Origin of the sequence: Staphylococcus auricularis (assembly GCF_051172115.1) — a bacterium.
GTDB classification, from domain to species: Bacteria; Bacillota; Bacilli; order Staphylococcales; family Staphylococcaceae; genus Staphylococcus; species Staphylococcus auricularis_A.
Genome location: NZ_JBPIZN010000001.1, coordinates 358,727 through 383,162 on the forward strand (window position 1 = coordinate 358,727; position 24,436 = coordinate 383,162).

The window sequence follows — 24,436 nt, forward strand, 5'->3', positions numbered from 1 at the left end:
GGAGGGTAAGAAATGTCTAAACTTTGTTATGCAGTAGTGGACTTAGAAACGACAGGTAATCAAATCGATTATGACGAAATTATTCAAATTGGTATCACGTTTGTCCAAAATAACCAAATTATTGATTCTTACCATTCCATGATTAATACTGACGTTGAAATACCTCCATTTATTCAAGCTTTAACTTCAATCGAAGAAAATATGCTGACACAGGCTCCATATTTTCATGAAATTGCAGACGAAGTATACGACTTACTTAAAGACTGTATCTTCGTCGCCCATAATGTGGCATTTGATCTCAACTTTATCCAAAAAGCATTCGATAATTGTCACATTCGTTTTGAACCAAGAAAGGTTATCGATACACTCGAACTATTTAAAATCGCATTCCCAACAGACAAAAGTTATCAACTGAGTGAACTCGCAGCTACGCATCAAATTCCTTTAACTAATGCACATCGTGCGGATGAAGATGCGACGACGACAGCGAAACTCATGATTCTCGCTTTTGAAAAATTTAATGCGCTACCGTTAGATACATTAAAACAGTTATATTACTTAAGTAAAACACTTAAATATGATCTATCAGATGTACTCTTCGAAATGGTCCGTCTTTTCGATGGAGAGGCTATGCCTAAAAATTTCAGTCGCTTTGAACAGTTAATTTATAAAAAACAAAAAGATTTCAAAGCGCCGACATTAACATATGATGGAGACCTTAAAGATTTATATACTACGTTAACTGATGCACTCGATTTAACATATCGTCCTCAACAATTATATCTTGCTGAAATCATTCTTGAGCAATTAATGCACAGTGAGAAAGGGATGATTGAAGCTCCATTGGGTAGTGGGAAATCCATCTCTTATTTACTCGCAGCATTAATGTATAATATTGAAACTGGCAAACACGTGATGATTTCTACCAATACGAAATTGCTACAAAATCAATTATTGGAAAAAGATATTCCAGCTTTAAAATCAGCACTTAATATGAAAATCAATGCAGCATTAATCAAAAGTAAGAAAGATTACATATCATTAGGCCTCGTCAGTCAAATACTAAAAGAAGATGCGACGAATTATGAAGTCAATATTTTGAAAATGCAGTTACTCATCTGGCTTACTGAAACAGAAACAGGCGATATCCAAGAGCTTAACTTAAAAGGCGGGCAAAAAATGTACTTCGAACAAAAAAGTGAAACGTACGTGCCTGACCCTAATGACATTCATTATTACAATTTCTTAAAACGTAATGCGCAAAATATACAAATTGGTATTACTAACCATGCACATTTGATTCATTCTTCTAGCGATAGTTCCATTTATCAATTATTCGATGATTGTATTATTGATGAAGCACATCGATTACCTGATTATGCGTTAAACAGCGTGACAAACGAATTGAGCTATTCTGATATCAAGTACCAATTAGGCCTTATTGGAAAGACTGAAAATGAAAAACTGTTGAATGACATTGACCATCTTGAACAACAACGGATATTAGAACGTTTAGATATACCACCGATAGATGTCTTTGGTGTGAAAATCAGTGTGAACGAAATCCATGATGATGTTGAAAGACTGTTTAATACGATGTTTAATATCATCCATCATTCAACGATTCATGACGACGAAGTGAAGAAAATACATTTCGTATATCAATTTGAGACCGATGACATTATCGCAAACATTAAATCAATTATTCATAAACTCAACATCACATTAGAATATTTTAATGGCATGAGTCATAAAACAGTGAAAACGATTCGGAAACAATTGTTATATATCAATGATTCTTTTAAAGCGATCGAACAAAGCTTATTAGCCGGTCATATATGTTATCTATCTATTAAAAATTTAAATCAACAATCTACAATTAAACTACACGTCAAAGATTACGATGTAAAAGATGTATTGACAACACAAGTTCTTGATAAATTTAATGCACTGACATTTATTTCTGGTACATTGACCTTTAATCATTCCTTTGATTATTTCAAGAACTGGTTTAACAAAGATATTGAGTTCAACACGGTGAAAATTGATAGTCCGCCGATGTCTTCAAATCAAACGACGGTATTCACTCCAAATGATATCGAGACATATAATTATAAAAACATTACAGAATATGTAAACAGCATCGTTAATTATTTAATTGCATATATTAACGAAGTAGAATCCAAATGTTTAATGCTTTTCACAAGTTATAAAATGATGTACATGGTACAGGAATTAATCAACGATTTACCTGAATTTGAAGACTATGTTGTACTCACACAACAACAAAATCAAAACTATAAAATTGTGCAGCAATTTAATCATTTTGATAAAGCCATCTTACTCGGTACAGGTACATTCTTTGAAGGCTTTGACTTTCAATCGAATGGTATTAAATGTGTCATGATCGCAAAACTACCGTTCATGAATCAAAATAATACGAAATATTGCTTAATGCAGTCTGAATTCGAAAATCCTTTTAAAGAGTATGTATTACCAGATGCTGTGACACGTTTTAGACAAGGTTTAGGACGACTCATTCGAAATGAAAACGATAAAGGTATCATCGTTTCGTTCGATGATCGACTCATTCACAGTCAATATAAACAATTCTTCACACAAACATTAGAACAATTTAAACGACAAAAAGGGAATATCAAGCAATTTCGACATACGTTACAGAAATTAAAAAAAGATAAATGATCTTTTTGAAGAGGCAACACAACTGTGATGAATCTTTCTTAGTCTCTAGAAGTTAGGTCTCTAGTTTGTTAAAATAATAAGGGATTACATTACTATATAATAATTAATAGGAGTATGGTTATGAAAACAACGATAAAACAAGCAAAACAACATATTGGCCAAGAAGTCACTATTGGCGCTTGGTTACATAATAAACGTTCCAGCGGTAAAATTGCTTTCTTACAACTTAGAGATGGTACTGGATTTATGCAAGGGGTTGCTGTCAAATCAGAACTTGATGAAGAAACATTCCAACTTGCGAAAGATCTAACTCAAGAAACATCTTTTTATATTACCGGTACAATTACTGAAGATGACCGTTCAGATATCGGTTACGAAATGCAAGTTAAATCAATAGAAGTGATCAGTGAATCACATGATTATCCAATCACACCGAAAGATCATGGTACTGAATTTTTAATGGATCACCGTCACTTATGGCTTCGTTCTAGAAAACAACATGCCGTGATGATCATTAGAAATGAAATCATTCGTGCAACTTATGAATTCTTTAATGAACATGGTTTCACTAAAATCGATCCACCTATTTTAACTGCAAGTGCACCAGAAGGTACAAGTGAACTTTTCCAAACAAAATATTTTGATCAAGATGCTTACTTATCTCAAAGTGGTCAATTATACATGGAAGCAGCAGCGATGGCATATAATAAAGTATTCTCATTCGGACCTACTTTCCGTGCTGAAAAATCTAAAACACGTCGTCACTTGATCGAATTCTGGATGATTGAACCAGAAATGGCTTTCTGTAATCACGAAGAAAGCTTAGAAGTACAAGAGCAATATGTAACTCACATCGTACAGTCTGTACTTAAAAATTGTGAGTTAGAATTAAAAGCATTAGATAGAGATACGACGAACTTAGAAAAAGTTACGACACCATTCCCACGTATCACATATGATGATGCCGTTGAATTCTTAAAAGAACAAGGATTTGAAGATATTGAATGGGGCGAAGATTTTGGTGCACCACATGAAACTGCTATCGCAAATCACTTTGATTTACCAGTATTTATTACGAACTATCCAACTAAAATTAAACCATTCTATATGCAACCTAACCCAGACAATGAAGATACAGTACTTTGTGCTGATTTGATTGCGCCTGAAGGTTATGGTGAAATTATCGGTGGTTCTGAACGTATCAATGACTTATCACTACTTGAACAACGCATCGATGAATACGGTTTAGATGCTGATAGTTACGATTATTACTTAGATCTTCGTCGTTATGGTAGCGTACCTCATAGTGGTTTTGGTCTTGGATTAGAACGTACTGTGGCTTGGATTTCAGGGGTAGAACACGTACGTGAAACATCACCATTCCCACGTTTATTAAATCGTTTATATCCTTAATATCTTTAATAAAAAAGCACAAACGAAGGCTGAGGCGTCTTGATGTCTCAGCCTCTCTTTCATTTTAAAGAAATACGGTGGAGTGGCCACAAAATTGAAACCGTGAAACGTAGTGATGCAAGATTATGGTCTAAGCATGATAGAAAGTGTAAAATATTGAAAACGAGAATGCATGATTCAAAAAAGTAGGAGGCGAACACGTATGAATATCGAACAGTTAAAACAACGGCCAGTCGTACTACACAAATCTTTGTTAGATCATTATAGTGACTTATGCATCAATGAAACGGAACTGGTTATCTTAATTAAACTGATTTATGCCTCTGAACAATCTGACAAACAACCTTCAATAGAATCATTACAACAAGGAAGCACGTTAGATGCACGCGATATTTCAATCATTATTCAAAATTTAATCCAACGAGATTTACTTCATCTTCAAGTCAAAAAAGATGAAGAGGGGAAATTTACGGAATATATGGATTTAGATCCATTTTATGAGCAATTTAATGACATTCTCACACATTTAGATCAGCAAAACGATACAGAACAACAACAATTAGAATTTAAACAGTTATTTCAACAAATTGAACAGACATTTGGACGCACATTATCTCCATATGAAATTGAAACACTAAATCATTGGATAGATGTTGATCAACTTGATTTTTCACTGATACAAGCGGCGCTGAATGAAGCTGAAAGTAATGATAAACTCAGCATGAAATATATTGATCGCATTTTGCTCAACTGGAAAAAACACAATGTGAAAACAGTCGAAGAAGCAAAACCTATCCGTGAAAAATTTGATCATAAACAACCGAAAAAAACGCAACAAGTGACGCATGTCCCTAAAATCGATTGGTTAAATGGAGGTGACACGACAGATGGTAAGTAATAAAAAAGCGCTAGAAATGATTGACGTCATCGCGGATATGTTTCCAGATGCGCATTGCGAATTAACGCATGATAATCCGTTTGAACTGACAATCGCGGTATTACTCTCAGCGCAAACCACTGACCGTTCTGTAAATAAATTAACTAAACATTTATTTTCTAAATATAAAACGCCTGAAGATTATTTAGCAGTCTCACAAGAAGAACTAGAAACTGATATTAAACAAATTGGTCTCTATCGTAATAAAGCGAAAAATATCATGAAATTATGTCGTTCTCTGTTAGACAAGTTTGACGGACAAGTACCTTCTACTCATAAAGAATTAGAAAGTCTCGCAGGTGTAGGGCGTAAAACAGCTAATGTCGTGATGAGTGTCGCTTTCAATGAACCATCACTCGCTGTAGATACACACGTAGAACGTGTATCCAAACGTTTGGGTATTTGTCGCTGGAAAGATAACGTGGGACAAGTCGAAGATAAATTAAAAAAAGTGGTACCAAAAGAACGTTGGAGTAAAACACACCACCAACTTATATTCTTTGGTCGATATCACTGTTTAGCACGTTCGCCTAAGTGTGATGTGTGCCCGTTATTTGATGATTGTAGAGAAGGGCAAAAACGATATCGTGCTCAATTGAAAGAAGCGTGAGACAATGATTACAAAAGACACACTCAACGAATTAGAACAACAAATTATGCCATATGTTCATGACCGAAAGTTAAAATCAGCAGAAGCAAAAGCGCTGCTCGATCAATATTGGTCAGCAATTGAACAATTTTTTAAACAATGTAATCATCTTGAAGAGGAAACATTAAGTAGCATATCTGATGAAACACTAGATACGTTACCTGTTGTACCGATGAACTTTAAAGAACGGTATGACTATATCTTGCAGCAAAAATATCATTTTATGGGATTCAAACAAATGCAAACGATGAAAAATGAATTGATTAAAATGAACGCTGCTTATTTAATACGTACCAAACATCAACAAAAGCGTTCGTAAAATGAATAATTAGGAAAAGGTGACGCAATGTCATCTTTTTTTATATACAAATAGCCCTCTCAATAGCGTTGAATGCTATAGAGAGGGCTATGTTTGTGCTTATCATATTTAAGAAGCTTGTTGATCATCAAATATCATATTCACATTAAACAATCTACCTAATGTACCAGTGATGGAATTGCCATTTTGTTGTTGCTGCTGTTGCTGTTGTTGATTACCATTTTGTTGGCCTTGTCCATTTTGTTGATTATTTTGCTGTGTACCTTGTTGATTGTTATTGTTGTTGCTTGAAGATGAATTTGATGATGAACTACTATTTGATGAACTACTGCTTGGTTGACCATTTGGTGTACTTGTTGTTGTATTGTTATCTGAATGACCTGCAACAGATAAACTATCTTTGCTGCTACCATTTACAGAATCAGGTTTCTTGAAGTCTGCATTATCTCTAGGTGAAATTTCTGTCATGACGTCATCAAATAAGAATTGTGGGAAGTCTTGTTCTTGGTGACCTACGAATGAGTTTGTTCCGCCTTCTTTAACAGAACTGAAGCCCATCCATATTGCCATACTGTATTTAGGTGTGAAACCGCTAATCCAAACATCTTTGGCTGCACTATCTGGTAAGTTATATTCTTGGTAAGTTTCATCACCATAAGTACCTGTACCTGTTTTGGCTGCCACATTTACGCCATCAATGTCATGACCGTAAGCAGAACCATAAGGCTCAAATGTACCTTTTAAGATTTCAGCTAACATGTAAGCTGTATAATCTTCCATCGCTTTATGACTTGTATGGTCGTATTCGATTGTTTCACCATCATCTTTAACAACTTTTTTAATAGAATGTGCGTTGTTATATTCACCGCCGTTTGCGATAGCCGCAAATGCTGATGCTAATTGAGTAGGTGAGAATTCAGAAGATGAACCACCGAGTACTTCAGAAGGTCCAATATCTCCTTCATATTCTAAACCTACTTTTTTGGCGAAATCTTTCGGCGCGTCATTACCTGCGTTTTCACGTGTTTGTTGCCATGTTTTAAGTGCAGGGATATTGAAACTTTGACGTAAGGCATCATAAATTTTCACCGTACCGTGACCTTTTTGGTCATAGTTTCGGAATGTCACACCGTCGACTTGATAAGCAGATTCATCTTGAATGGCATGGTTTGTAGCCCATTGCATATTTTCAATTGCTGGTCCATATGCAAGGAATGGTTTTAATGTAGAACCTGTTGGATGTGGGTCAGTGGCTTGGTTACGCGTAACCACATCTTTATAATTTCTACCACCAGAAATTGCTGCAAGTGATCCTGACTTACTATCTACAATTGTCGCACCGACTTGTTGGTCATCATTTTTATAATAACTACCATTGTCTATACGATCTTGTAGTGTTTCTTGTACGTCTTTGTCCATGTTTGTATAAATCTTAATACCACTGTTAAGTACATCGGCTAAGTCTTGGCCTTTAAACTCTTTGTTGTTCATGAGTTCAGATTTTACAAAGTTGACATATGACGCATATTCAGGATTTTCATCTTCAGGTGAAATTTGTCGTTCTTCCTGAGTTCGATCAACAAGATTTTCTTCGATAGGTGTATCTTGCGCTTCTTTTTTCTGTTTGTCTGTGATTCTATCATGTTTATTCATTAAATATAGTACTGTATCCTTACGTGATTCTGCTTTTTCTGGGTTGTTATAAACATTGTTTACTTCAGGCACTTGTGGAAGTCCGGCTAAATAAGCACATTCGGCAAGATTTAAATCCTTAAGATCTTTATCGAAATAATATTTAGCTGCGGCTTTTACACCATAAACGCCATCAGAATAGTAAATTTTGTTGAGATACATTTCAAAGATTTCATCTTTACTATATTCTTGTTCTAAACGATATGATAGGTAAGCTTCTTGTGCTTTACGCGCTATCGATTTCTTGTCAGTTAAGAACGAACGTTTAACAACTTGTTGTGTCAGCGTTGATGCACCTTGTGAACCAAAACCACCAGTCACGTTTTTAACTACCGCACCGGCTAAACGTTTATAGTCCAGCGCACCGTGGTTATAGAAACCATTATCTTCTGTAGCTAAGACGGCTTCTTTCATCGTTTTAGGGACGTCGTCAATTTCTACGTGTTCCCGACGCTGTCCGTTATCCATTGTCTTAACTAGTTCTCCATCCTTGTCATATATCTTTGCTGGAATAGGGTCTTTTAATTTTGACTCATTAAATGCTGGTGCTTTCCACGCATAATATGCAAATAAGAGTATTCCTACCAAAGCTAAAATGATACAAGCGATTAAGATAAAGCCAATAATTTTAATTATTGTACGCTTGACATTTCTATTCTTTTTTTGATTGGACTTTCCGTTGTTATTACGAGAAGTCCCTTTACTTTCCGTCATACGCGGTCCTCACTTTCATCTAATATCAACTTATCAACGGCCTTGAGGTAATTCAATCGTGGTTGATATTGATAAGGAATATAGTAACCATTTTTTCTTAATTCTTCAACCGTAATTGATTTTTTAACATTATTTTTGTGTCTTTGCCAAAAATATTTGAAATTGGAATAAGGAAGTAAGTAAACCTCATCTAATGATTTAAGTCGTATCACAAGAAAAACGATACCTGCCTGTTCATAGCACGCATCCATGTGTTCCACTTGATGATCGTGAATATTATTTAAAGGAAAAGACGTCTTATTTTTCGTTTCTTTTGCCTCAAAATCAATGTAATACCCTTTATAAATTCCATTGTAATCAGTGGTTGAAGGTGTCCGAAAATAAGCCTCATTAATGACAGCTTTACTTCGTTTTGGATAATGCACATTCACGATTTGAACGGGCGTTGGTTTTTTATGTATAACCGCTATATTATTCCGTAAGTAGTGTGCATTAGACTGTTCTAAATCAGATTCTAGTGACATACCACGGCCACCATGATCTATCTTACTAGATTCATCATCCTTTGTACGTCGGACTTGAGACTTATTTCTTTTAAATGGTTTGCCATTTGGATAATTCATAAATGTCACCACTTTTGTTTGGATGTAAAAACCTCATTAATTATACCTAAAATGAGTAAAATTTCCAACCATCGATATCGGTTTTCTCATTTTAATCAAAGGAAAACGAATTCACCTTAACGCTATTTTAACGCGATTTGTGTAAATAAACAATGTTTCACATGCGTAAGCGCAAGTAGAAACAAGGTTCTTGAGTAATATAACATAAACATGCGTTGTGTGACCTTACAGTATTGTAATCTTGCATGTGCTCCATCTTTTACACAATACTAACATGATACCACTTTAAGCCCGATATTAACCAATCCCTCAACTTCAATTTTAGAACAAAACAATTTTGCTCGTTCATACATTGTGATACATTATGCATGGAGGTAAACTATGATTGAAACCTTAGATCAACTGCTCGCATTATTAACAACCATGTCCCATACGTATGAAAGAGCTAAAAAAGAGGGTGACTTTGATTTCTTTGAAGTCGTGCAACCCTTCGCTGAAAAAGTAGATCAAACCTTAGATCAGTTTAAAACATTTAATAAGGAAGTTGTTCGATTACCTTATATGAATCAGACCAAATTTGACCTTCTCATTGAAAATATCAAAGCACTTTCTGTAGAGTGTCATTTTCAACGCACGAGTAGAAAATTATTTACAGAAAAACTCAAAGCGACACATTATGATTTAAACTATATTAAAAGAAACGAGTTATAATATGGTAAAAACAATTTATATTACAGGCTATAAGTCATATGAATTGAATATTTTTAAAGACGATGCCCCTCAAGTCTACTATTTAAAACAATTTATGAAACATAAGATTGAACAACTCATCGATGAAGGATTAGAGTGGGTATTAATACAAGGTCAAATTGGCGTTGAAATGTGGGCTGGAGAAGTCGTAGTTGAACTAAAAACACAGTATCCTGATTTAAAATTCGGGATTATTACCCCATTTTTAAATCATACTGCGCGATGGAACGAAAACAACCAAGCTAAATACGTCTCGCTTGAAAAACAAGCTGATTTTGTGGACAGCGTGTATCACAGCGAATATCAAGGCCCATTCCAATTTCAACGTACTGACCAGTTTATGCTAGATCATACTGATATGACAATACTGATTTATGATGAAGAGCAAGAGGGTAGTCCCAAGTACTTCAAAAGGAAGTTAGTTGATTTTATGAATAAAACAAATTATACTTGTGACAATGTGGAATTTGATGAACTGACAGAATTCATCAATGATTTACAATGGTCTCAAGAACAAAGTTTCGAATGAGGTGAAAATAATGGCAGATGTTTCATTAAAATTATCAGCTAAAGAAATCTATGAAAAAGATTTTGAAAAGACCGTTGCGCGTGGCTATCGTAAAGAAGAAGTCGACGCATTTCTTGATGAAATTATAGCTGACTATCAAAAAATGGCAGATTTAAATAGTGAAGTTGTAAAACTCTCTGAAGAAAATAAAAAATTAAAAAAAGAAGTTGAAGATTTACGCTTACGTGTCGCATCATCACGCCCACAAGAAAACAAAAACTTCTCTTCTAATTCAAGCAATGTAGATATCTTGAAACGTATTTCAAATCTTGAAAAAGCAGTTTTCGGTAAACAACAATAATAAATACATTGCGTAAGTGAAATTTGTATATAATGAAAGCTCAAATACTTAATTAGGCTCAATGTTTATGATAAAAATCGTCGCATTGAGCTTATATTTGATTTGTACATGACGTAAAATAGTGCTATAATTTAAAAGATGGTGTTTTGGGTAATCGCTATAGCAATATAGAGGAAAGTCCATGCTCACACAGTCTGAGATGACTGTAGTGTTCGTGCTTGACGAAACAATAAGTCAAGGCATATTAATGACGGCAACGAAATAACCTAAGTTTAATTAATACGGTTAAAATAGTTTGAAAGTGCCACAGTGACGTAGCTTTTGCGGAAACGTAAAAGGTGGAACGCGGTAAACCCCTCGAGTGAGCAATCCAAATTAGGTAGGAGCACTTGTTTAGCGGAACTCAACGTATAAACAAGACGTTATTTTTACGTAACGAAATAACGTAGACAGATGATTACCACCAGCGTACGAGTGTAGCTAGGACACGTTCGCAGTACAATGGAACAGAACATGGCTTACATAAACATCATTACTAGTTACAAGCTCTCCTAAAATAGGAGAGCTTTTTTATTTGAATCAACGTATTACACTTTCAACCACAAATAGTAAAAAAGTATTTATGTGTTTTTCTAAAATTCTTCACATTTAAAGAGTAAAATTTAGTATTATAAATAAGTAAGTAGTAGTAATAAAAGGAGAAAGTTTAATGTTTCAATTATTAGCAGTATGCCCCATGGGTTTAGAAGCAGTCGTAGCAAAGGAAATCCAATCATTAGGTTATGAAACCACAATTGAAAACGGCAGAATTTTCTTTGAAGGTGATGAAACTGCCATTGCTAAAGCCAATTTATGGCTCAGAACGGCAGATCGAGTGAGAATCGTACTCGGGCAATTTCATACCACTTCATTTGATGATTTATTTGAGCAAACATTGGCCTTACCTTGGGAGACCATTATCTCTGAAGATGGCCAATTCCCTGTACAAGGTCGCAGCGTAAAATCAAAATTATATAGTGTGCCAGACTGTCAATCGATCGTCAAAAAAGCCATCGTAGAACGACTCAAACGTAACTATCAAGTGTCAGGTTGGTTAGAAGAAACAGGTGCTAAATATCCTGTTGAAGTTGCAATCCATAAAGATGAAGCGTTACTTACAATAGATACATCTGGCTCAGGCTTAAACAAAAGAGGCTATCGAATTGCACAAGGGGAAGCACCCATCAAAGAGACACTTGCAGCAAGTTTAATTCGCCTTGCAAACTGGAACGGCAATACACCATTGATTGATCCATTCTGTGGTTCAGGAACGATTGCAATCGAGGCTTGTCTCATCGCGCAAAATATTGCTCCTGGTTTTAATCGTGACTTTGTTTCAGAAGCGTGGGATATCATGCCAGACGATTTATATGAAAAATTAAGAGATGAAGCTGATCAACAAGCTGAATATGACAAACCGATTGAAGTTCATGCATCTGATATCGATCCAGAAATGGTAGAGATAGCTAAACGCAACGCAGCGGAAGTTGGCTTGTCCGATATCATACAATTTAGCGTTAAAGATGTTAACACGCTTTCACTGCCTGATGATCAAGCCATTGCGCTCGTCGGTAATCCGCCTTACGGTGAGCGGATTGGAGACCGTGAAGAAGTAAACGAAATGTATCGCTATATTGGTAAACTGATGAAACAACATCCTTATCTTTCTGCTTATATTTTAACGAGCAATAAGGAATTTGAGTATTTAGCAAATCGAAAGGCTACAAAACGAAGAAAATTATTTAATGGTTATATTGAATGTACGTACTATCAATATTGGGGAGAACGACCACAGTAATTTTGTGTTTTAAGACAATTTAAGGGGATGGGAAATATGCAACAAGAAACAAACGAAATGAAAGCTGGCATATTGTTTTCGATTATTGCCTATATTTTATGGGGAATTTTGCCTATTTATTGGGATCTCATTCATGGATTTGATGCGTTTGAAATTTTAGCCTATCGCATCATTTTATCTATGATATTTATGCTTATGGTCGTATCCATTGGTCATTATAGACGGCCATTTTTTGAAGATGTAAGATTTTTATTTACGACACCGACTAAACTGTTCGCATTAATTATTGCTGCCTATGTCATTACACTCAATTGGGGAACCTTTATTTGGGCTGTCACAAATGGTCACGTTCTTCAAACCAGTTTAGGATATTATATTAATCCTTTAGTCAATATCGTGCTGGCTTATATTTTCTTAAAGGAACGGTTTAATAAACCGGAATGGCTCGCAATCATCTTAGCTTTAATTGGCGTGCTTTATATGACAATTCAAGTCGGCGTGTTTCCGATCGTTTCACTATTACTCGCCTTTACATTTGGACTCTATGGGCTAATTAAAAAGCTTGTGCCCATTCATGCGATCAGTAGTATCACGATTGAGTGTATCGTAACAGCACCTGTGGCACTCATTTATATTGGTTATTTATTACAACAACATGAAAGTGCCGTCGGTCTAAATATATCTACGTTTTTACTCTTATTCTCTGGTGCGTTAACAGCGATACCACTCATTTTGTTTTCTGCTGGTGCACGGCGGATTCCATTATCATTAATGGGCTTCATCCAATACATAGGACCGACCATCATGTTCGTGCTTGGTATCTTCGTGTTCGGGGAGCCATTTGATATGAATCAATTGATTACATTTATCTTTATCTGGTTAGGCATTCTCATCTATAGTTTCTCTCAATATTTAAAATTGAAACACTATCGACGTGCGCTGATTAAATAAATAGAGGGTGTCATTTGTTATTATATTTTAAATTTATGTAAATACTGGGCAAATCTCATCATTGATAGGATAGAAATATGTTATCGTGAAGTAAATGGAGTCGAACATTTTCACCTTAAAAATGCGCTAAGTCATTCATACAATAAGATAGATAAATATTAAATATTGGAGTGATTATATGAGAAGAGTACTCATATTAGGAGCAAACGGAAACATATCTAAAGCGGCAATCAATTCATTTTTAGAAAATACCAACTACACACTACGTTTATTTTTAAGAGATGCCAATCGTTTACCTGATTATGCTTCAGACCGTATCCGTGTAAGAGAAGGAGATGCGACAAACATTGATGATGTGAACGATGCAATGCAAGACGTTGACATCGTCGTTGCAAGTCTTTCAGGTGAACTCGATAAAGAAGCAGAGATTATCGTGAAAGCAATGGAGCAAAATGAAGTAAAACGACTCATTTTTGTGACAGCATTAGGCATTTATAATGAAGTACCTGGCGCATTTGGTAAATGGGTAGAAGATAAATTAGGTGAAAAACTAGCTGTTTATAAATGTGCAGCAGATATAATTGAAGCATCTGATCTCGATTATACGTTATTGAGACCTGCTTGGTTAACTAACTTTAATGAAATTGATTTCGAAACAACAGAGAAAGATGAATCATTTAAAGGTACAGAGGTTTCACGTAAGAGTGTGGCAGCGGTCATTGTAAACATCGCGAAAGATCCAGAACTCTTTTTGCGTGAAAATATCGGCATTAACAAACCGAAAACAGATGGTCCAAAACCGAAACACGGTGAAAGAACATTTAATCATGAATAACAATTAAAATCGCATAACTCACAGCCTAAAAGTCATATTTTGATAACTTTTAGGCTTTTTTGTATGTGATGACTATTATTTTCTGAAAAATCTTAAGATATCCTTTTTCGTTAGGACAATTTATTATACAATTAGTTTTATTAATAACAATGCAATAAAAAAGGGGATTGCAGATTATGTCCAACACTGAACACCTTGATATTTTATATAAATTAAAAAAAGAAGTGGAAAAATCTAATAACCAAACTTTGGTCCACAGCATTAATCAAATGATTAAAAAGGTATACTTAAATCAATATACTGGCACATTTGTCGGTCATTTTTCAGCTGGGAAATCAACGCTAGTAAACTTTATTTTAGAACAAAATATTCTCCCAAGTTCACCTGTTCCTACTACGAGTAATACAGCAATCGTTTCTGTGGCAGATGAGCCTGGTATTGTTGCGAATTTAGATCATCAACGCTATACCTTATTGGATAACTACGAACAAGTAAAACAAATGAATCGAGAAAACGTCAATGTCGAATCTGTCGAGATTAAGTTTACTTCTGACAAATTCAATAAAGGGTTTACCCTCCAAGATACACCTGGCGTAGACTCGAACGTGTCGACACACCAATCGAGTACGGAACAATTTATGTATACGAGTAATATCATCTTTTATACTGTCGACTATAATCACGTGCAATCCGCACTGAATTTTCAATTTATGAAACGATTAAACCAAAACGGGATTCCAGTAGTATTTGTCATTAATCAAATCGACAAACACAGTGATGATGAGCTATCCTTTGAAGCGTTTCAACAAAGAGTCGAACATTCGATTCAAGAATGGGATTTGTCACTTGATCGTATATTTTATGTATCGAAATTTGATCATCCTCATAATGAAATCAATGCTTTATCTTCATACCTCATAGAAAGAGATCAAAATAGAGAAGCGATGGATGATTACGTTGCGCGCATGGTTCAATTTATTACGTCTTCCCAACTTGCATATATTCAAAATGAAATGCAACAATTACTTGATACACTAGATGTTGAAGCTTCAGATTTTAATCAAGCCTATTTGACATTTCAACAAAATCAACAAGTGAGTGAAGAAGCACAGTTACTCAATGACGAAGATAAGTTGGCTACTTTTTTAAAGAATAAACGCCAAGATATATTAGAAAATGCTTATGTGATGACACACGACATGCGCGAGCGATTACGTGTTTATTTAGAAAGTAGATCGCAGCAATTCAAAGTGAGCGGATTGTTTAATAAGAAGAAAAAATTACAAACTATCCAACATCAACGTTTAGATGACGCAGTCTCCTTATTACAAGAAAAGGTCGACCAACAAATACGTCAACCGTTAAGAGAAGACATGTCATTTTTAACGCGTTTCATTAATGACGCACGCACCACTGAAGCGATATTAAATCAACAATATGATATCGATCCAGCTATGATAGAAAATCGTTATCAACCACAAATTAGTATTTCTAACCAATATGTACTCACATTTTCAGATGATTTATTGAAAGCGGTCAAACAACAAATTAAAACTGAATCCGAACCACTTTTCGATGAAGCTGTCAAACACGCACAGGCAAAAGGGGTGCAGACAGAACAGGATCAAGATCAAGCACTATACGAACAATATGTTGAACTCAGAGATTTAAAACATTCTCTCACAACTGAAAATTATAGACACTATTATATTCATATAGATGATTCATTAGATAAACTGATCGACCGCACACCAATCACTTATACGCCTGCTCAAACACATACAAATAACCACTCTCATCAAGATAACGAGGAAACAACGAGCGAGGTTCAACAGTCAGGGCAATTAGATACAATTAAACATGCTCTGAACATGATTGATCCCGTCCCATTATTCGAACAAACGAAAATGGATATACGTGAAACACTTGATCGTCTAGACGAGAAAGTCATTAAAATAGGGGTATTCGGAACATTTAGTGCGGGTAAGAGCAGTCTCATCAATGCGCTACTGGGCGACCACTACTTAGTTAGCTCACCTAACCCTACAACTGCTGCGACCACTGAATTATCGTACGGCAATGAAAGTGCTATTACTTTGAAATCAGAAGCGCAACTACTAGAAGAATTAAACCATGTATTTGAAGTGCATAATGTATCATTTGATTCAATGACTCAATTTTTAACAAAAAATATCGATAAACTAAAAGCACAGTTAGAAAAAAATCAGCTCGCCTTTATACGTGCAATAGAAAAACACTACGATATGTATCAAGACATGTTAACGGAAGGGCAAACACACATCATTGACCAACAGGAAGTCAAAAAATGGAGTGCACAAGATGAGTATGCGACATTTGTGAAAACCGTACATCTCCAACTCCCATTAGATTGGTTGAAAGATAAAATTATCGTTGATTCACTCGGTTTGCACTCAAACAACCAACGTCATATAAACGAAACAGAAAAGATTCTCACATCTTCAGATTTAATCTTATATGTAAGCTATTTTAATCATTCATTTACAGATAATGATAAAAAGTTCATTGAGCACATGAAACAAATGAATCAATTAAATGAAAATCAGGCATTCAAAATGGTCGTGAATGCAGTAGATTTAGCAGAAAGTGATGAGGATAAAGCAGCTGTCATTGATTATGTTAAAGATGCACTGGATCAAGTGCAATTGCATTCAGACGTTTATGCTGTTTCTAGCCGCTCAGCCTTAGCTGCCTCTGATGAGGGTATCGATCAACTGCGAGAAAGCATCGATCATTTTGCAAATGTAACGTCAAAAGATATATTGCAGCAACAAATGATTCATCAATTGACACACATTAACCAAGCGTATGGTGATATGATTGAGGAATATCAAACAAATCGTGTACAAATTGAACAACGGAAGCAAAAATTAATGCACTATGCACAAAACGGAGTCATGTCTCTACAAACGATTCAAACAGTAGGCCAACGCAGTCAAAATGAAGTCGAAGATCAAATTTATCATTTAACTGAACGACTGAAATTATATTTACTCGACGATGCAAAGGCGTTTTATAATACGCAAATGACGCAAAATAGTGACTTTAACCAAGAGAAGAAATTGACGACGAAAGCGTACTTAGATCATATCCATCAACGTTTATACTTGGAACAGTCATTACTCGTCGAACGTACGAAAAAATATTTCACTTCAGAATTGAAAGATGAAATCGCGCCACTTAAACAAGCACTAGAACAGCTTCATGTATTTATTAATCCATCATTCAATGATTTGTCGTTAACACTGGATCGACCTTATGTGCATATCGAATTGAATGATTTATTGAGTCGCCTGCCAAAAGCACTTACTAAAAAGAATTTACTTAATAACAAAAAGCAACAAGCACTGCATGAAGAAATCGTACAGCACACTATGTTATTATTACAAGGTGGTATTGCACAATTAAGAACAGCATTAGTCAACGGGTTAACTTCCTTACAACAACAAAGTGAAGCATCCTTTGAAGCATTAGAACAAGATACACAATCACAAATCAAACAATTATTATCCGTAGATATTGATGCAACATTAATTACACAAATAGAATCGGCGCATCGCCAATTAAGCGAAACATTGCAAATATAGAAAGGTGTTTAACACATGACTGATAAATTATTACTCATCGATGGTATGGCGCTTTTATTCCGCCATTTTTACGCGACAAGCTTTCGCAATCAATTTATGCGTAATTCTGAAGGCATACCAACAAATGCCATACAAGGATTTGTTCGTCATGTTTATACGGCAATCAATGATATACAGCCGAGCCATGTCGCAATTTGTTGGGATATGGGACAAGCTACATTCCGCAATGACATGTTTAACGCATATAAACAACATCGTCCTGAACCGCCAGAAGAGTTGATTCCGCAATTTGATGATGTAAAAGACATTGCAGCTGAACTAGGTTTTCTTAATTTAGGTGTTAAAAATTACGAAGCTGATGATGTGATAGGTACGTTAGTCAAACAATTTTCAGAAGACATGCCTGTTTATGTCGTCACTGGAGATCGAGATATTTTACAGTGCCTCAATGAGAACACTGAAATTTGGCTTACTAAAAAAGGGTTCAGCACTTATAACCGTTATACAGAAGCTAAATTTGAAGATGAATACGGCTTGCACCCTGAACAATTGATCGACGTCAAAGCATTTATGGGCGACAGTGCAGATGGTTATCCAGGCGTTAAAGGTATCGGAGAGAAAACAGCGATTAAGCTCGTACAGCAACATGGTTCCGTAGAAGAAGTGGTCAATCATCTTGATGAACTGACACCTGCACAACAAAAGAAAATACAAGCCGATTACGATAACTTAATACTATCTAAACAACTCGCACGCATTTATACAGAAGTCCCACTCGAAACAGACAATCTGAAAGAACAAATGGCATATCAAGCAGAGCTATCACACATTTTATCTGTTTGTAATGAAAAAGAACTCTATGTATCAGCTAAATATCTAGTTACTCATTATAATAAATAAACGAAAAGGGCTATCCTTCTCACTCAGCTTAAATTGCGCATTTAGTCGCATGAAACTGGGCAAGGAGTTAGCCCTTTATTTATGTTTATGTTGTTTTGCTTGTTTGTACAACGCTTGTTGAGCGTGATGATTTGCCTCTTTATTTTGTGCACGTGGCACCCATTTTACAAACATGAGTGCAAACGCATCAGAGTAACTTAATGCCTTTTCAAGATAAGGTTTAAATCGATCATTTTTTACATTTTCTTGATTGATACTATCTTCAATTAGTTTAGAATCAGTAAAGATGAGCGCGTTGTCAACGTTCATTTCAGAAGCTAAGTCTAAAGCTCGCAGCAATGTTTCCCATTCTGCACTGTGATTATCTAAATAAGGTAAATCATACGTTTTAACTGTATGATTCTCTTCGGTAATGATGACCACTGCCCCAGAGCTTAAACCTGGATTACCTTGTGTTGCTGCATCAAAATATATTTTCGCCATATTTTCACCTTTCTCTTAAAACACATCCATCTTTGGCACTTTCTTCTATTATCATATAAACTGAAAAGTGGAAATTCAAGCGATGCTATTATAAACTGAACACAATACAGTGTATAAGGGAAAAGAATGAAATAGGTGATCTTACTATGAAAAAAATGTTTATCGTACATGGCTATCAAGCGACTTCAAGTAGTCATTGGTATCAGTGGCTCGCTGATGAAATGGAAGGGTATGGTTATGAAACTGAAGTAGTCGCATTACCAGACACAAACCAACCTGATTACAAGGCATGGTCAGCGACATTACAACATCTTATTCAAGAACAACTCGATAGCGAAACGATCATCGTTGCACATAGTCTAGGTGTTATAACGACGTTAGATTTTCTCACAAACTTACCAGAAATTCATCATATTAAAGGCTTATTTTTAGTCTCAGGCTTTGGCCAAACCTTGACCGATTTGCCAGAGTTAAACAGCTTTATCGATCAATGTCACATCCAATATCCTAGATTATCTGCTGAACGCATCATGTCTATCGCAGCCTCCGATGATCCAGTCGTAGATATCACTTATACAGATGAGTTATCACAATCATTAAAAGTTCCCACAAACATTATCGAACATAACGGTCACTTTCTAGCGCGTGATGGTTATGATCGATTCGATCGTTTAAAATCTTATATCGTCGGTTTTATTACACAAAATAACTCGGAAATTGGTAAATAAACCAATTCCCGAGCTTTTTTAATAATCTTCATCAATATGTTGAATTTTACCATTTCGGTAAAATGATTTGGCAATGTATCCAAATGGGACGTTAAAGATAGTAGAAATAATTTTAAGTACATAGGTTGTTATAAAGATTTCGAGTACTACGCCATTTGGCATCGTACCATAGAAAGCGATAAACACGAATAATGCGGTATCTAAAATATTACTTAAAATCGTACTTCCGTATGCACGGATAATAAACGTTTTATCTGAAGAGAAGATTTTCTTAATTGCTGAGAAGATAAGTACGTCAACTTGTTGCCCAATAATATAAGCGATAATAGAACCAAGTGCGATACGGGGAACAACACTAAATATCGTATCCATCGCATTTTGCGCTGTATCTTCTGCTGCTGGAATAAAGTGTAAGGACAACTGCATAACGATAATCATGATTAATGTCGAACTAAAACCAATCCAAATCGCGCGTTTTGCCATTTTTCGACCATAAATATCATTTAAAATATCAGTAGCAAGGTAGATTGAAGCGAACATCACGTTACCTAACGTGGCAGAAATCGTAAACAGATCAACTGTTTTTACAACTTGGATATTTGCGATAATCGTTCCAATTGCAACCCACGCAATGAGCCCGTGTTTACCAAACAGACGATACATGAGTATGAGTAAGATAAACGTTACAAAGAACGTTAATATACCAAATAAAATATTAAACATTGTTTTTCCTCCTAAATTTTGATCAAGCGGGTGTTTAGAAACCGCAATCATACAACTTATCTATTGTAATCCTAATGCATTTAAAATTCAATAAGGTAATTATCTTTTTAAAACGGCTGGTTAGATAGAACGTCATCAATTATGATACGATGATAAAGTTAAATCTTAAGGTTAAACAAGTCATAGATTCCATTGTGAAACATTACACATAAAACCCTCGTTTCACAATGGCTTCCACTAAGAGAAACGCTATGAAAATGTTATAATATAGTCATAGAAAAACCAACGAGCTAATGAGGAAGGTGAGTCAATGTTAACTTATTCTGAGAAAGCAGCATTAGCGCAAATCGATCATTTAATGAACACGTATTGCGATGACTGTTTATTAAAAGCGCACATCAGAAAAACACAAGGTAAAACACAAGCTCATCACTTTTGTATTAGTGAGTGTTCAGTTGGGAAACAAATCAAACAATTAGGAAATGAATTGCAATAAGGAGGACTTCACATGGAGATTTTGCGCGTTGAACCCACACCCAGTCCTAATACAATGAAAATTGTATTAACGGAAAAAAGAACGGATAATGCACCGAACACATATACTGAAATTAAAGACGATCAGCCTCAATTTATTAATGATGTTTTAAATGTTGAAGGTGTCAAATCGATATTCTACGTTATGGATTTCCTTGCTGTCGATAAGGAACCTAAAGCAGACTGGGAAGAAGTTTTACCTCATGTAACTGCAACACTCAATAATGAGTTACAAACAGATGAACCGTTACCAGATGAACACTACGGTGAAGTTAAAGCAGAAGTGCTCATGTTTAAAGGCATTCCTTATCAAATCAAATTAACTTCTGGGGATGAAGAAAAACGTAAACAATTACCAGAAGCCTATATAGATAGTATGTTAGCAGCACAAAAAGATGACGATAACATCGTCTTTCTACGTAAATGGGAAGACTTCGGTATTCGTTATGGTGAACTAGATGAAATTATGTCAGAGGTTTTCGAAGAAGTGACTGCACTTTACCCTGAATCACAACTCGAAAGTCAAGTTCAAGAAGCGTTGTCTACTGATATTGTAGTACCTGAGAAACATTATGAACGTGTGTCACTTGAAACGTATCAAGCAACAGATGATTGGAAGACACGTTTACGCATGCTCAAACAGTTCCCCACGCCGACTGAAGCAGATTTACCATTACTTGATACAGTATTGAGAGAAGAAACAAAAGTACCTTTGCGCCGTGAAGCCATTGTACTTATCGGTATGATAGAAGATGAGATTGCTTTACCTTACTTATATAAAGGCTTACATGATAAAGCACCGGCTGTAAGACGTACGGCAGGAGATTGCTTAAGCGATCTTGGCTTTAAACAAGCGCTACCTGAAATGGAACAAGCGTTAGATGATCCACAAAAAATAGTGAGATGGCGTGCTGCGATGTTCATCTTTGATGAAGGTGGACCTGAACAATTAGGTACATTGAAAGCACACGTCGATGATCCTGCTTACGAAGTCAAACTTCAAATTGAGATGGCGATTTCAAGAATAGAAAAAGGCGACGAAGCATTAGGATCAGTATGGAAACAAATTGCAAACCGAAACAACAAATAAACAATGGAGGTGGGAATACAAATGAACGCTTATGAAGCTTATATGAAAGAATTAGTCACTCAAATGCGCGATGAATTAACATCACACGGATTTGAAAGCTTAGAATCTGAAGATGCAGTGACACAATATATGGAAAATGTTAACGACGATGACACGACGTTTGTCGTCATTAATTCAACTTGTGGTTGTGCAGCTGGCCTTGCTCGTCCCGCTGCTGTAACGGTAGCAGAACAAAACGATGCAAAACCAACAAATAAAATCACTGTTTTTGCAGGACAAGATAAAGCAGCAACCGAACAAATGAGAGATTATATCCAACAAGTACCGTCTAGTCCTTCTTATGCTTTATTTAAAGGTAAAGAACTTAAACATTTCATGCCACGTGAACATATTGAAGGACGAGACGTTCAAGATATATGTATGGATATTAAAGATGTATTTGATGAACATTGCTCATAATGGCATATGTCTGACTCATTATGCATCATTTAATCTTAGCATCATCCACATACATTGAACTCAAAAATATAGAAACGGAGGTGGCATGATGCTCAATCCATTTGATCAATCATACCACGAATTATGTGAAGAAATACTAGCACATGGTCAGACACGTGATGACCGTACCCATACAGGAACTATTTCAAAGTTTGGTCATCAATTGCGCTTTGACCTAACAAAAGGCTTTCCACTTTTGACGACTAAAAAAGTCTCTTTTAAATTAATTGCGACAGAATTAATCTGGTTTATTCGAGGAGATACGAACATACGTTATTTACTACAATATAATAATAATATTTGGAACGAATGGGCCTTCGAAAATTACATCAATTCAGATGAGTATCATGGTCCAGATATGACAGACTTTGGTCATCGTTCACTAGAAGATGAAGAATTCAATGAACAGTATCAAGCTGAAATGAAAATATTCAAAACACGCATTTTAGAAGATGATGCGTTTGCGAAACGATTTGGTAATTTAGGCAAAGTATACGGTAAACAATGGAGAGACTGGGAAGATAAAGATGGCAATCACTTTGACCAACTTAAAACAGTGATTGAACAAATTAAAACGAATCCAAGTTCAAGACGTCATATTATCACCGCTTGGAACCCAGCAGAAATTGATGACATGGCATTACCTCCTTGTCACACGTTATTCCAATTTTACGTGCAAGATGGTAAATTAAGTTGCCAACTTTATCAAAGAAGCGCTGACATTTTCTTAGGTGTACCATTTAATATCGCAAGCTATAGTTTATTAACACATCTCATTGCGAAAGAATGTGGCTTAGAGGTAGGCGAATTTGTGCATACATTTGGTGATGCTCATATTTATAGTAATCATGTGGATGCGGTACGTAAACAACTCGAACGTGATAGCTACGAACCACCACAATTACGTATTAACTCTGACAAATCAATCTTTGATTTGGAATATGAAGATTTAGAAATTGTTGACTACCAATCTCATCCGGGTATTAAAGCACCCATTGCAGTATAAAATGATGCTTTAACTTAAGAAGTACAGTGATTTATTATATAATAGAGTATAAATAATGATAGGGGGTAATTTTATGACACTTTCCATTCTCGTTGCGCATGATCAGCAACGTGTGATTGGTGTAAATAATCAACTTCCATGGCATTTACCGAACGATATGAAGCATGTTAAACAATTATCAACTGGCAATACGCTTGTAATGGGTAGAGCTACTTATGAATCTATTGGTAAGCCATTACCCAATCGTCGTAACATCGTGTTAACCCGCAATGAATCATTTAATCCAGAAGGTGTAGATGTGATTCACTCACTCGATGAAATTTATGATCTACCAGGACAAGTATTCATCTTTGGTGGTCAATCTTTATTTGAAGCAATGATCGATGAGGTGGATGACATGTACATTACACTCATCGAAGATAAATACCAAGGCGATACATTCTTTCCACCTTATACATTTGAAGATTGGAAAGTTGAATCTGCAGTAGAAGGAACATTAGACGAAAAAAATACAATACCGCACACTTTTTTACATTTAGTTCGTAAGTAATCCTTA

General features: G+C 35.5%; 23 protein-coding genes and 1 other RNA gene. 20 read left to right on the forward strand and 4 right to left on the reverse strand.

The genetic code is table 11. The features are described 5' to 3' along the window. Positions 1 to 12 precede the first annotated feature (12 nt). The 5 genes from ACSBRB_RS01845 to ACSBRB_RS01865 all read left to right on the forward strand — a co-directional run bounded on the left by ACSBRB_RS01845 (position 13) and on the right by ACSBRB_RS01865 (position 6,021). Positions 13 to 2,703, forward strand: a complete 2,691-nt coding sequence (locus tag ACSBRB_RS01845; RefSeq protein WP_435031355.1) for a helicase C-terminal domain-containing protein — start codon at positions 13 to 15, stop codon at positions 2,701 to 2,703. 120 nt (positions 2,704 to 2,823) lie between these two features. Beyond that, entirely contained in the window at positions 2,824 to 4,116 is a 1,293-nt protein-coding gene (gene asnS / locus ACSBRB_RS01850; protein WP_435031356.1) for an asparagine--tRNA ligase, read from the forward strand. A gap of 202 nt (positions 4,117 to 4,318) precedes the next feature. Next, positions 4,319 to 5,014, forward strand: a complete 696-nt coding sequence (locus ACSBRB_RS01855) for a DnaD domain-containing protein (RefSeq protein WP_435031357.1) — start codon at positions 4,319 to 4,321, stop codon at positions 5,012 to 5,014. Beyond that, positions 5,004 to 5,663 carry an endonuclease III gene (nth, locus tag ACSBRB_RS01860; RefSeq protein ID WP_435031358.1) on the forward strand — a complete coding sequence of 220 codons (660 nt, stop codon included), beginning with the start codon at positions 5,004 to 5,006 and terminating at the stop codon, positions 5,661 to 5,663. Before ACSBRB_RS01855 ends, nth begins: the two co-directional genes overlap by 11 nt. A 4-nt stretch (positions 5,664 to 5,667) precedes the next feature. Then, positions 5,668 to 6,021: a YpoC family protein gene (locus ACSBRB_RS01865; protein ID WP_435031359.1), complete on the forward strand. Its 354-nt coding sequence runs from the start codon at positions 5,668 to 5,670 to the stop codon at positions 6,019 to 6,021. A gap of 108 nt (positions 6,022 to 6,129) precedes the next feature. On the opposite strand, the gene ACSBRB_RS01870 is transcribed toward ACSBRB_RS01865, so the two are convergent. Together ACSBRB_RS01870 and recU are read right to left on the reverse strand one after the other, a co-directional pair. Next, on the reverse strand, positions 6,130 to 8,427 hold the full coding sequence (locus tag ACSBRB_RS01870) for a transglycosylase domain-containing protein (protein WP_435031360.1): 2,298 nt from the start codon (positions 8,425 to 8,427) through the stop codon (positions 6,130 to 6,132). After that, the gene (gene recU, locus ACSBRB_RS01875) at positions 8,424 to 9,050 is read right to left on the reverse strand and encodes a Holliday junction resolvase RecU (RefSeq protein ID WP_150887521.1); all 627 of its coding nucleotides are present in this window, start codon (positions 9,048 to 9,050) and stop codon (positions 8,424 to 8,426) included. The genes ACSBRB_RS01870 and recU overlap by 4 nt, the downstream gene beginning before the upstream one ends. A 381-nt stretch (positions 9,051 to 9,431) precedes the next feature. On the opposite strand from recU, the gene ACSBRB_RS01880 reads away from it, so the two are divergent. The 9 genes from ACSBRB_RS01880 to ACSBRB_RS01920 all read left to right on the forward strand — a co-directional run bounded on the left by ACSBRB_RS01880 (position 9,432) and on the right by ACSBRB_RS01920 (position 18,818). Further along, positions 9,432 to 9,761 carry a DUF1798 family protein gene (locus tag ACSBRB_RS01880; protein WP_435031361.1) on the forward strand — a complete coding sequence of 110 codons (330 nt, stop codon included), beginning with the start codon at positions 9,432 to 9,434 and terminating at the stop codon, positions 9,759 to 9,761. Between the two features lies 1 nt (position 9,762). Then, positions 9,763 to 10,329 (forward strand): SLOG family protein, encoded by a 567-nt coding sequence (locus tag ACSBRB_RS01885; protein ID WP_435031362.1) that lies wholly within the window; start codon positions 9,763 to 9,765, stop codon positions 10,327 to 10,329. 10 nt (positions 10,330 to 10,339) lie between these two features. Further along, positions 10,340 to 10,669: a cell division regulator GpsB gene (gene gpsB, locus ACSBRB_RS01890; protein ID WP_435031363.1), complete on the forward strand. Its 330-nt coding sequence runs from the start codon at positions 10,340 to 10,342 to the stop codon at positions 10,667 to 10,669. A 142-nt stretch (positions 10,670 to 10,811) separates the two neighbouring features. After that, positions 10,812 to 11,195: RNase P RNA component class B (rnpB, locus tag ACSBRB_RS01895), an RNA gene on the forward strand. A 183-nt stretch (positions 11,196 to 11,378) separates the two neighbouring features. After that, the gene (locus ACSBRB_RS01900) at positions 11,379 to 12,506 is read left to right on the forward strand and encodes a THUMP domain-containing class I SAM-dependent RNA methyltransferase (RefSeq protein ID WP_435031364.1); all 1,128 of its coding nucleotides are present in this window, start codon (positions 11,379 to 11,381) and stop codon (positions 12,504 to 12,506) included. Between the two features lie 36 nt (positions 12,507 to 12,542). Continuing rightward, entirely contained in the window at positions 12,543 to 13,457 is a 915-nt protein-coding gene (gene rarD, locus ACSBRB_RS01905; RefSeq protein ID WP_435031365.1) for an EamA family transporter RarD, read from the forward strand. A 178-nt stretch (positions 13,458 to 13,635) separates the two neighbouring features. After that, positions 13,636 to 14,292 (forward strand): SDR family oxidoreductase, encoded by a 657-nt coding sequence (locus tag ACSBRB_RS01910; protein ID WP_435031366.1) that lies wholly within the window; start codon positions 13,636 to 13,638, stop codon positions 14,290 to 14,292. Between the two features lie 176 nt (positions 14,293 to 14,468). After that, positions 14,469 to 17,918 carry a dynamin family protein gene (locus ACSBRB_RS01915; protein ID WP_435031367.1) on the forward strand — a complete coding sequence of 1,150 codons (3,450 nt, stop codon included), beginning with the start codon at positions 14,469 to 14,471 and terminating at the stop codon, positions 17,916 to 17,918. Between the two features lie 15 nt (positions 17,919 to 17,933). Beyond that, positions 17,934 to 18,818 carry a 5'-3' exonuclease gene (locus ACSBRB_RS01920; protein WP_435031368.1) on the forward strand — a complete coding sequence of 295 codons (885 nt, stop codon included), beginning with the start codon at positions 17,934 to 17,936 and terminating at the stop codon, positions 18,816 to 18,818. 75 nt (positions 18,819 to 18,893) lie between these two features. Here the strand turns inward: ACSBRB_RS01920 and ACSBRB_RS01925 are convergent, their stop codons facing one another. Continuing rightward, on the reverse strand, positions 18,894 to 19,301 hold the full coding sequence (locus ACSBRB_RS01925) for a ribonuclease HI family protein (RefSeq protein ID WP_435031369.1): 408 nt from the start codon (positions 19,299 to 19,301) through the stop codon (positions 18,894 to 18,896). A 146-nt stretch (positions 19,302 to 19,447) separates the two neighbouring features. On the opposite strand from ACSBRB_RS01925, the gene ACSBRB_RS01930 reads away from it, so the two are divergent. Continuing rightward, positions 19,448 to 20,029: an RBBP9/YdeN family alpha/beta hydrolase gene (locus ACSBRB_RS01930; RefSeq protein ID WP_435031370.1), complete on the forward strand. Its 582-nt coding sequence runs from the start codon at positions 19,448 to 19,450 to the stop codon at positions 20,027 to 20,029. A gap of 18 nt (positions 20,030 to 20,047) precedes the next feature. Here ACSBRB_RS01930 and ACSBRB_RS01935 read toward each other — a convergent pair whose 3' ends face one another. Further along, positions 20,048 to 20,752 (reverse strand): queuosine precursor transporter, encoded by a 705-nt coding sequence (locus ACSBRB_RS01935; RefSeq protein WP_435031371.1) that lies wholly within the window; start codon positions 20,750 to 20,752, stop codon positions 20,048 to 20,050. A gap of 310 nt (positions 20,753 to 21,062) precedes the next feature. Between ACSBRB_RS01935 and ACSBRB_RS01940 the strand changes: the two genes are divergently transcribed. The 5 genes from ACSBRB_RS01940 (at position 21,063) to ACSBRB_RS01960 (ending at position 24,430) form a co-directional block, all read left to right on the forward strand. After that, positions 21,063 to 21,248, forward strand: a complete 186-nt coding sequence (locus ACSBRB_RS01940) for a zinc-finger domain-containing protein (RefSeq protein WP_435031372.1) — start codon at positions 21,063 to 21,065, stop codon at positions 21,246 to 21,248. 12 nt (positions 21,249 to 21,260) lie between these two features. Further along, positions 21,261 to 22,376, forward strand: a complete 1,116-nt coding sequence (locus ACSBRB_RS01945; protein WP_435031373.1) for a conserved virulence factor C family protein — start codon at positions 21,261 to 21,263, stop codon at positions 22,374 to 22,376. 21 nt (positions 22,377 to 22,397) lie between these two features. Beyond that, a complete protein-coding gene (gene brxA, locus ACSBRB_RS01950; protein ID WP_435031374.1) occupies positions 22,398 to 22,835 on the forward strand; it encodes a bacilliredoxin BrxA in 438 nt (145 codons plus the stop codon). Positions 22,836 to 22,923: 88 nt separating this feature from the next. Further along, complete coding sequence (locus ACSBRB_RS01955) at positions 22,924 to 23,880, forward strand: thymidylate synthase (protein ID WP_435031375.1); 957 nt, start codon at positions 22,924 to 22,926, stop codon at positions 23,878 to 23,880. Between the two features lie 73 nt (positions 23,881 to 23,953). Then, entirely contained in the window at positions 23,954 to 24,430 is a 477-nt protein-coding gene (locus ACSBRB_RS01960; protein ID WP_435031376.1) for a dihydrofolate reductase, read from the forward strand. Positions 24,431 to 24,436 lie beyond the last annotated feature (6 nt).